General features: G+C 66.6%; 6 protein-coding genes and 2 pseudogenes. 5 read left to right on the top strand and 3 right to left on the bottom strand.

Features of this window, described 5'->3' with window-relative positions:
* From Q8N40_RS14810 to Q8N40_RS14800, 3 genes and pseudogenes are all read right to left on the bottom strand, one after another.
* Nucleotides 1-416 (bottom strand): annotated as a pseudogene (locus tag Q8N40_RS14810) (hypothetical protein); the annotation flags it as partial.
* Between the two features lie 52 nt (nt 417-468).
* Complete coding sequence (locus Q8N40_RS14805; protein ID WP_305712342.1) at nt 469-1,761, bottom strand: adenylosuccinate synthase; 1,293 nt, start codon at nt 1,759-1,761, stop codon at nt 469-471.
* A 266-nt stretch (nt 1,762-2,027) separates the two neighbouring features.
* Nucleotides 2,028-3,305 (bottom strand): NRAMP family divalent metal transporter, encoded by a 1,278-nt coding sequence (locus Q8N40_RS14800; RefSeq protein WP_305319936.1) that lies wholly within the window; start codon nt 3,303-3,305, stop codon nt 2,028-2,030.
* A gap of 134 nt (nt 3,306-3,439) precedes the next feature.
* On the opposite strand from Q8N40_RS14800, the gene ybaK reads away from it, so the two are divergent.
* From ybaK to Q8N40_RS14775, 5 genes and pseudogenes are all read left to right on the top strand, one after another.
* Nucleotides 3,440-3,913 (top strand): Cys-tRNA(Pro) deacylase, encoded by a 474-nt coding sequence (gene ybaK, locus Q8N40_RS14795; RefSeq protein ID WP_305712341.1) that lies wholly within the window; start codon nt 3,440-3,442, stop codon nt 3,911-3,913.
* A 142-nt stretch (nt 3,914-4,055) separates the two neighbouring features.
* Nucleotides 4,056-4,991: a DMT family transporter gene (locus Q8N40_RS14790; RefSeq protein ID WP_305712340.1), complete on the top strand. Its 936-nt coding sequence runs from the start codon at nt 4,056-4,058 to the stop codon at nt 4,989-4,991.
* Nucleotides 4,992-5,070: 79 nt separating this feature from the next.
* Nucleotides 5,071-5,889 (top strand): MlaD family protein, encoded by an 819-nt coding sequence (locus Q8N40_RS14785; protein ID WP_305712339.1) that lies wholly within the window; start codon nt 5,071-5,073, stop codon nt 5,887-5,889.
* Nucleotides 5,890-5,912: 23 nt separating this feature from the next.
* Nucleotides 5,913-7,199 carry an alpha-hydroxy acid oxidase gene (locus tag Q8N40_RS14780; protein ID WP_371135710.1) on the top strand — a complete coding sequence of 429 codons (1,287 nt, stop codon included), beginning with the start codon at nt 5,913-5,915 and terminating at the stop codon, nt 7,197-7,199.
* A pseudogene (locus Q8N40_RS14775) lies at nt 7,196-7,445 on the top strand (5-methyltetrahydropteroyltriglutamate--homocysteine methyltransferase); the annotation flags it as partial. The gene Q8N40_RS14780 and the pseudogene Q8N40_RS14775, both read left to right, overlap by 4 nt.

The raw sequence follows: 7,445 nt of genomic DNA, 5'->3' as shown, positions 1-7,445 counted from the left end.
AGCGGCGGACGGTCGTTGCGTGCGGGCGGCGGCGGTGACGGCGGACGCGGACGCGCCGGAGGCGGAGTTGCCTGAGGCTGCGCTGCAGCCGGCGGCGCCGGCTCGCCCGGCCGTCCCGGGGGCCTGGTGGTGGCGCGGAAGGAATCGCCGGCACGGGCGCCGCCGCGCGAGGCGTCGCCGGAGCGCGAAGCGTCGCGGGCGCGCTGGGCGGCTTCGGATTCGACCTTGCGAACGGCCTCTTCCAGCGACAGCCGCTCGCGGGTGATTTCGGATTCGCTGAGCGGAGGCTGCACGCTGCGCAACTGCGCGATCAGCGCGGCGCGGGCCCGCTCATACAGCGCACGCCGGCTCTCGCCGGGGGCACTGGGGTCCAGGCCGGCAATGGCGCGGGCGATCAGCGGGTAGTAATCAGCCATATCGTCTCAACATTGCAGGCCTTCACATTGCAGGCCTTCCGGTAACATCTCGTTAAGCCTCGAACGGGTTCTGAACCAGAATAGTATCCTCGCGTTCCGGGCTGGTGGAAAGCAATGCGATGGGGCAACCCACCAGTTCCTCGACCCGGCGGACATATTTGATGGCCTGCGCCGGCAAATCCGCCCAGGAGCGGGCATTGGCGGTCGGTTCCTTCCAGCCCTCGATGGTCTCGTAAACCGGCTTGATCCGGGCCTGCGCGCCCTCGCCGGCCGGCAGATGGTCGATTTCCTTGCCGTCCAGCGTATAGCCGGTGCAGACCTCGATCGAGTCGAAGCCGTCGAGAATGTCGAGCTTGGTCAGGGCCAGCCCGTGGATGCCGCAGGTCCGCACCGTCTGGCGCACCAGTACCGCGTCGAACCAGCCGCAGCGCCGCGGCCGGCCGGTATTGGTACCGAACTCGCGGCCGCGCTCGCCGATCCTGCGTCCGATCTCGTTGTCCTGCTCGGTCGGGAACGGGCCCTGGCCGACCCGGGTCGTATAGGCCTTGCAGATCCCCAGGACATATCCGACCGAGCTCGGGCCCATGCCGGTGCCGGTCGCCGCCTGCGCCGCCACGGTGTTGGACGAGGTGACGTAGGGATAGGTGCCGTGGTCGACGTCCAGCAAGGCGCCTTGCGCGCCCTCGAACAGGATGCGCTTGCCCTCGCGGCGCTTGAGGTCGAGCAGCCGCCACACCGTCTCGGCGTAGGGCAAAAGCTGCGGCGCCAGCGCGCTCAATTCCCGAAGGATGCCGCCGCCGTCGATTTCCTCCAGCTGCAGGCCGCGGCGCAACGCGTTGTGGTGCGCCAGCAGGCGGTCGATCTTGTGCGGCAGGGTGTCGAGGTCGGCCAGATCCATCAGCCGGATGGCGCGGCGGCCGACCTTGTCTTCATAGGCCGGGCCGATGCCGCGCCTGGTGGTGCCGATCGCGGTCAGGGCGTTGGACGATTCCCGGAGCGCATCGAGTTCGCGATGCAGCGGCAGGATCAGCGTGACGTTCTCGGCGACGCGCAGATTGTCCGGGCTGATGGCGACGCCCTGGCCCCTCAGCCGGGTCACCTCGTCGAGGAAGGCCTGCGGGTCGAACACCACGCCGTTGCCGATCACCGCCAGCTTCGAGGGCCGCAGCACGCCGGAGGGCAGCAGCGCCAGCTTGTAGGTGATGCCGTTGATGACGAGGGTATGGCCGGCATTGTGGCCGCCCTGGAAGCGCACGACGATGTCGGCCTGCTCCGACAACCAGTCGACGATCTTGCCCTTCCCTTCGTCGCCCCACTGGGCGCCGACGACGACGACATTGGCCATTTCGAAACATATCCCTCTGCAACGGTTTCGGTCCGAGATTGATCGGTTCGGAAAATCGTCCCCAATCTTCCGGATCATGCGCCCAGCCTAAATCACGGCCGGGGCCGCTCGCATGCGAGGCATAGCATCGGATAAAGGATGCAGGCTATCGAAGCAAGCAAGAACGGGGCCTTTTGACCGGGTTGGAGGTTCTCCAACCCATTGATATCCCCTGAAAATTTGTGGCGGCGCGAGGGCAGCGTCCGGGCCGCGGAGTCCGGCTCATTCTAATGCGCCACAAAGAACGCCAGCGAGGCCAGAGCCATTACGGCAGTCGCGGTCCAGCCCCAGATCGCCATGGCGCGCGACACCGTCAGCCGCCCCATCACCTTCGGATTGCGCACGATCAGCATCATGACCGCCATCAGCGGAGCAGCCAGCACGCCGTTGACCACGGCCGCCCAATACAGCGCCCGCACCGGATCGAGCCCGACGAAATTGAGCGCGGCACCCAGCAGCGTGGCGACCGCGATCGTCGCATAGAAGGCGCGGGCGTCGTTCGGTCTGGCGTCGAGACTTTCGGCCCAGCCGAATACCTCGCTGACCGCATAGGCCGCCGACCCCGCCAGCACCGGCACCGCCAAAAGCCCGGTGCCGATGATGCCGATGGCGAACAGCGCAAAGGCGAATTCGCCGGCGATCGGACGCAGCGCCTCGGCGGCCTGCGCCGAGGTCGCGATATCGGTGATGCCGTGGCCATGCAGCGTCGCCGCGGTCGCGAACACGATCGCCAGCGACACCAGCGAACTGAAGCCCATGCCGACGATGGTGTCGAGACGGATGCGGGCGAGCTCGGGTCCAGCGGTCTTCGGCGAGACGCAGAGCGGCTTGGCGTGATGGCGGTGCTGCTCCTCGACCTCCTGCCCCGCCTGCCAGAAAAACAGATAGGGGCTGATCGTGGTGCCGAGGATCGCCACCATCGCCATCGCGGAGGCGCCGTTGAAATCCATGGCCGGGACGACCAGCGATTTCAGCGCCGTCGCCCATGGCACATCGGCCACGAACACCACAGCGACATAGGAGAACAGCGACAGCGTGGTCCATTTCAGCACCGCGGCATAGCGCGGATAGCTGAGCCAGACCTCAAGCACGATACAGACCACGCCGAACAGCAGAGTGTAGAGTTGATCCGGCCCGCCGATCAGCAGCGCCAGTGCCGCGCCCATGGCGCCTAGATCGGCGCCGAGGTTGATGATGTTGGCGACCAGCAGCAGCGTCACTACCAGCCGCAACAGCCAGCGCGGATAATGCCGCCGCAGATTATGCGCGATGCCTCGTCCGGTGACGCGGCCGATCTGGGCCGCGATCTCCTGGATCACGACCATCAGCGGGAAACTGAGCACGAAAGTCCACGCCAGGGCGAAGCCGAACTGCGCGCCGATCTGGCTGTGGGTGGCAATGCCGCTGGGATCGTCATCGGCGGCACCCGTGACGAGGCCGGGACCGAGCCGGCTCCACAGGCGCACGGGCAGGCTGCGGGCTGGCTGGTCGGACGATTCATTCATGCCGTCACCCTAACCGCCCTTCCGCAGACGACCTTGCGCCATCGCAACACGACAGGGCGATCTGGTGGCGCTGGCCCGGCTACGTCCGGGCGTGCTATCTGGACTCCGCCTCGTGACGTCGGAGCAATGGCATCATGTCGAAGACCACGCCTGCGACCCTTGCGCTGCGCAAGGTCGGCTGCGCCTTCAAGCTGCACACCTATGTCTACGATTCCAGTGTCGAAAGCACCGGGCTGCAGGCCGCCGAGGCGCTCGGCGTCGACCCCAACCGCGTGCTGAAGACCCTGATGGCCGAGGTCGACGGCAAGCCGGTCTGCGTGGTGGTACCGGCGGATTGCGAAGTCAGCATGAAGAAGCTCGCGGCGGCCTTCGACGGCAAGGCGGCGAACATGATGCGCCCGGCCGATGCCGAACGGCTGACCGGCTATCATGTCGGCGGCATAAGTCCGTTCGGGCAGAAAAAGCGCGTGCCGGTGGCGATCGAATTGACGGCGCTGAGCCACCTGACCGTGTTCGTCAATGGCGGGCAGCGCGGATTGCAGATCGAAATCGATCCTAATGACGCCGCCATCGCCGCGGGCGCCGTCGCGCACGCGCTGGCGGTGTAAACAGGCCAACTCCCGCATGGTCGCGATGCGTCTTCCGCCATTGATAGCCAGCCAAAACCCGTGTCTGTGAGGCCTGCCGGGTAAACATTCCGGCCCGGTTCCTCACCGGGCCGGGCGCGGCGCCATGAACCGAGCCCAGAGAATGTCCGCTTCGGACCACACGTCAGGCGCCGCCCCTTCCGGGAACTGGATCGCCAACCAGCCTTATCTGCTGCTGTCCATCACCGCGCTGTGCTGGGCCGGCAACGCCATCGTCGGCCGGCTCGCCGCCGGGCATATTCCGCCGGTCACCCTGTCGTTCCTGCGCTGGTCGATGGCGTTTCTCATCATCCTGCCGTTCGCCTGGAAGCATCTGGTGCGCGACTGGGGCGCGATCCGCGGCCGGCTCGGCACCATGGTGATTCTTTCCGTCACCGGAATCAGCGCCTTCAACACCATGCAATACTGGGCGCTCGAGCACACCCAGGCGCTGAACACGCTGTTGCTGCAGTCGGCAGGGCCGCTGTTCGTCGCGATATGGTCGCTGCTGCTGCTCGGCATCCGGCTGACGCTGGCGCAGGCCGGCGGGCTCGCGGTATCGCTGACGGGCGTGCTCGTCATCCTGCTGCAGGGCGATCTGACGACGCTGAAGAACATCGAGTTCAATATCGGCGATGTCATCTTCGTCGCCGCGCTCCTGATCTTCGGACTGTACTCGACACTGACCTTCAAGCGTCCGCAGATCCACGGCCTTTCGTTTGTCGGATTCACCTTCGGCTGCGGCGCCGCCGCTTTGGTTCCCCTGCTGATCTGGGAACTCATGACCCGGCCGATGATGCAGTTCGACACCGCCAACCTGCTGACGCTGTTCTATGTCGCGGTGTTCCCCTCGACGCTGGCCTATCTGTGCTTCAATCGCGGCGTCCACCTGATCGGCGCCAACCGCGCGGCCGCGTTCTTTCACGTCATCCCGCTGTTCGGCGCCGCGATGGCCATCGTCTTTCTCGGCGAGCATCCGCGGCTGTTCCATGTCATCGGCTTCGCGCTGGTGCTGACAGGTGTTTTCGTCGCGTCGCGCAAGCCCGCGACCGCGGGCTGACCATTGCCCGCCCGGAAAACGGTGACTGGACGCGGCAATTGCGCTATCCATTGATGCTGTTTGCAGCTGGATACCGGACATGAAACCGCGGGCGAGCAGCATGTTGATCGGATCGTTGACCCTGGCGCTGATCGCCGGGGGATTCGGCGCGTTTCTCGGCATCCGGAAGTACACCGGCGTCCAGGGACGGGTCCCGCTTCGGGTGGTGTTCGAAGGCTCCGCATCCGGCCTCAGCAAGGGCGGCGGCGTCAATCTGAACGGGGTCCGGGTCGGCGAGGTGGTTTCGCTGACGCTGGACAATCCACGCCGGGTGGTGGCGCTGGCGATGATCGACAACACCGCTCCGGTCCGCAAGGACACCGAGGCCGGGCTCGAATTTCAGGGACTGACCGGCGTGGCGGCGATCTCGCTGACCGGCGGCGCCATCGACGGCGCTCCGGTTCCGCTGGACAAGGACGGCGTGCCGGTGCTGACGGCCGACCCGGACGCGCTGCTGGACACCCAGGGGAAGATCCGGGTGGCGTTGCGCAACATCGACAAGATCATCAAGGACAATGAAGCGGCGGTGAAGGATACGCTGCTGAACTTCGAGACCTTTACGGCGAGCCTCGCAGGCAACGGCCGACGGATCACCGACATCGTGGACGCCGCCAACGACGTCATGACAGGCATCGACGACGGCCTTGGCCAGACCCAGAAATTCCTGGCCAACGTCGGCAGTGCCAAATATGGCGGCGACCTGTTGCCGACCGTGATCTCGCTTCGCGAACTGATCCAGAGCTTCGACAAGCGCAGCGCCGTCGCGCTGACCGACGCCCGCCGCATGCTGCAGGACCTCAGCGCGTCCATCAACAAGTCCGACCAGAGACCCGGCGGCCGCCCTCCGGCCCGACGCTAGGACCGAGGCGCCCGCGGCGGCGCTTGACCGTCGTGCCGCGCTGTCTCACCATCATGGCCAATATCCCCGGAAGAAGGCTCGCCAACGTGCACGACAAGACCGCCCCCATCGCCCCGCCGCCGCCCACGGTACAACGCGCAAGCAGCGCCGTTCCCCGCGCCTTGCGGCGTTACCTCGCGCTCGACGACTTTGAAGCCACCGCCCGGCGCCGGCTGCCGAAATTTCTCTATGGCTATATCTCTGGAGGCGCCGAGACCGACGCCTCGGTGCGCGACAACCGCCGCGCCTTCGAGGAATACGGCTTCGTGCCGCGGGTGTTGAACGACGTCTCCGGCCGCGAGCATACCACCACGCTTTTCGGCAAGACCTATGCGGCGCCGTTCGGCATTCCGCCGATGGGCTCGTCGGCGCTGTGCGCCTATCGCGGCGATATCGTGCTGACCCGCGCGGCCGCGGCGATGAACCTGCCGATGATCCTCAGCGCCTCGTCGCTGATCACGCTGGAGGATGTGCGGCGGGAAAATCCCGATGCCTGGTATCAGGCCTACCTCGCCGGCGAGCCTTCGCGCATCGAGCCGCTGGTCGACCGCGTCGCCGCCGCCGGCTACGACACCTTCGTCGTGACCGCCGATGTGCCGGTGCCGCCCAACCGCGAGAACAATATCCGCAACGGGTTTCAGGTCCCGCTGGCGATCACGCCGCGCGTCGCGTGGGACACCGTGACCCATCCGCACTGGCTGTTCGGCGTCTGGGCACGCACGCTTGTCAACCACGGCATGCCGCATTTCGAGAACATGGACGCCAAGCGCGGACCGCCGGTGCTGGCCAAGAACCTGATGCGCAACATCGGCCATCGCGACCAGCTCGCCTGGAAGCATGTCGAACTGATCCGCCGCCGCTGGAAGGGCAAGCTGGTGGTCAAGGGCCTGATCTCGCCCGCGGATGCGCGCATCGCCCGCGAAAGCGGCGTCGATGGCGTCATCCTCTCCAATCACGCCGGCCGCCAGCTCGACTTCACCGTATCGGCGCTGCGCACGCTGCCGGAGATCGCGGCCGAAGCCGGCGGCATGACCGTGATGCTGGACGGCGGCATCCGGCGCGGCACCGATGTGATCAAGGCGCTGGCGCTCGGCGCCCGGTTCGTCTTCGTCGGGCGTCCGCTGCTCTACGCCGCGGTGGCCGGCGGCGAAGCCGGGGTGCAGCGCGCGCTGACCCTGCTGATTGACGAGATCAATCGCGATCTGGCATTGCTCGGCATCCGCAGCATCGGCGAGATTACGCCGGATCTGGTGCGGCGGTTTGCATCGTGAACTTGCCGAAACATCTGCTGCCGACCACGGTGGTCGGCAGCTACCCGCAGCCGGAATGGCTGGTCGACCGCGCCATGCTGTCGAAGGTGGTGCCGCGCACCCGCCTGCACGCGATGTGGCGGCTGCCGCAGGAGCATCTGGAGGAGGCGCAGGACGACGCCACCATCGTCGCCATCAGGGACATGGAGCGCGCCGGCATCGATATCGTCACCGATGGCGAAATCCGCCGGGAGAGCTATTCCAACC

Origin of the sequence: Bradyrhizobium sp. (assembly GCF_030693485.1) — a bacterium.
Taxonomy (GTDB): domain Bacteria; phylum Pseudomonadota; class Alphaproteobacteria; order Rhizobiales; family Xanthobacteraceae; genus Bradyrhizobium.
This window is presented reverse-complemented; position numbering and strand designations above follow the sequence as displayed.